The organism is Peribacillus sp. (genome assembly GCF_059453735.1).
In genome coordinates this window covers 1-1,733 of the sequence record NZ_JAZVJO010000080.1, presented here as the reverse complement: position 1 = coordinate 1,733, position 1,733 = coordinate 1, and the positions used below count along the sequence as shown (strand labels likewise).

General features: G+C 37.9%; 4 protein-coding genes. All 4 read right to left on the bottom strand.

The features are described from left to right. On the bottom strand, positions 1 to 426 hold a 426-nt coding region (locus AC52RT_RS02620; protein ID WP_495539307.1), incomplete at its 3' end, for a flagellar biosynthetic protein FliR. Positions 427 to 429: 3 nt separating this feature from the next. Beyond that, on the bottom strand, positions 430 to 699 hold the full coding sequence (gene fliQ / locus AC52RT_RS02615) for a flagellar biosynthesis protein FliQ (protein ID WP_495539306.1): 270 nt from the start codon (positions 697 to 699) through the stop codon (positions 430 to 432). Positions 700 to 714: 15 nt separating this feature from the next. Then, on the bottom strand, positions 715 to 1,380 hold the full coding sequence (fliP, locus tag AC52RT_RS02610; protein ID WP_495539305.1) for a flagellar type III secretion system pore protein FliP: 666 nt from the start codon (positions 1,378 to 1,380) through the stop codon (positions 715 to 717). Further along, the coding region (locus tag AC52RT_RS02605; RefSeq protein ID WP_495539304.1) for a flagellar biosynthetic protein FliO at positions 1,373 to 1,733 on the bottom strand (361 nt) is incomplete at its 5' end. The genes fliP and AC52RT_RS02605, both read right to left, overlap by 8 nt.

The following is a 1,733-nucleotide window of genomic DNA, read 5'->3' as shown; positions in this document are numbered from 1 at the left end:
ATCCAATAATAGGTGGTGCCCATCGATTGCTAAAAGAAAAAGAAGAGCAAACGTATATAAATACTGGCCCATAATCGGGCTTTGTGCACCTGTTTGGGGGTCTATGACGTTTGCCATCGAAAAGCCCATTTGAAAATCAATAAATCCTCCAGCCGTTTGAACAGCTGAAAAAAGCATATAAGCAAAAAATCCAAGCATTAACCCGACTAAAGATTCTTTCAGTACCAATAGAAGATATAAACCGTCTATTTCAAAGCCAGGAGATGAAACCGTATAATACATAATCCAGGCGAGCAATGCACCGATTCCAATGCGATGCTGAGCGGGAATTGTTCTGTACGAAAAAATAGGCATAGTAATAAAAAACGATGCTAGGCGTACAAAAATCAATAAATAAACACTAAACTTCGGAATAATTTCTTCCATACTCTATCCTACAAACTTCGTTAGATTATTAAATATATCAGTTGTATAGGAGAGCATTTTACTCAGCATCCATGGTCCGAAAAATACAATTCCCAACAACACAGCTACAATTTTCGGAATAAAAGCCAGTGTCTGCTCCTGAATTTGTGTGGTTGCCTGAAAAACACTTACAATCAAACCAATACCGAGAGCCAATATTAATAAAGGTGCACTAATAATTAATACGGTATAGATCCCCTTTTCCGCTAAAGAAATAACCACTTCTGATGTCATCCTTCTCTCACCTGCCTAAAAACTTTGTAATAAAGATTTAACAACCAAATACCATCCATCAACCATCACAAACAGCAAAATTTTAAAAGGTAATGAGATCATAACCGGTGGTAACATCATCATTCCCATGGACATCAAGACACTTGCTACAATCATGTCGATTACCAGAAAAGGAATAAAGATCATAAACCCTATCTGAAAGGCTGTTTTCATTTCACTGATTGCAAAAGCAGGTACTAGAGTTGTCATGGGGATATCTTCAATTGTTTCAGGTGCATCCGCCTTTGAATAGTCTAAAAACAACTGCAGGTCCTTTTGCCTCGTATGCTTACTCATAAATTCTTTAAAAGGTAATGCCGCTTTTTCATAGGCCTCTTCTAGTTTTATTTCATCATTAAAAAGTGGCTGAAGAGCCTCGTTATTCACTTCTGAAAAAACCGGGGCCATCACAAAAAATGTGATGAACAGCGATAATCCTATCAATACTTGCGTTGGCGGCATTTGCTGTGTGGATAATGCGGTCCTAACAAAGCCCAAGACAATTACGATTCTTGTAAAGCAGGTCATCAAAATTAAAATGCTTGGCGCAAGAGAAAGCACAGTTAATAACAGGAGTAACTTAACTGATGTTGATACGGTTTCGGCATCCCCGCTACTAAAAAGATTCATTAAGTCATTCATCCCGGTGTGTTCCTTTCTTGCTAATTTCTTTCATGACCTTTTTACGTTCTTTCTTTATAAGTTCAAGTTGTTCCTTAAGTTGACTTGAAAATGATTGGGATGTTCCTTTGGTAGATTTCGATATCAATTTATCCTTAAGCCTCGCAGCTATATCCATAGGAACCATCTGCTGTTCTAATAGCTCATTATGCTCTTCCATTAACTTTTTGTACTCTTCCTTATCCTCAATAACATTGAGTAACTGAACCGAGTCCCCAACTCCAACAATGTAAATCTTCTCACCGATTCTAACAATTTGAACTGAGCGATTTCCCCCTAACGGAGTCCCTCCCATGTTTTCAATTATTTGGCCC

Excerpts from the sequence above, each read along its gene's own strand:
- fliQ (WP_495539306.1), bottom strand. The coding sequence starts at position 699 with ATGACATCAGAAGTGGTTATTTCTTTAGCGGAAAAGGGGATCTATACC.
- fliP (WP_495539305.1), bottom strand. The coding sequence starts at position 1,380 with ATGAATGACTTAATGAATCTTTTTAGTAGCGGGGATGCCGAAACCGTA.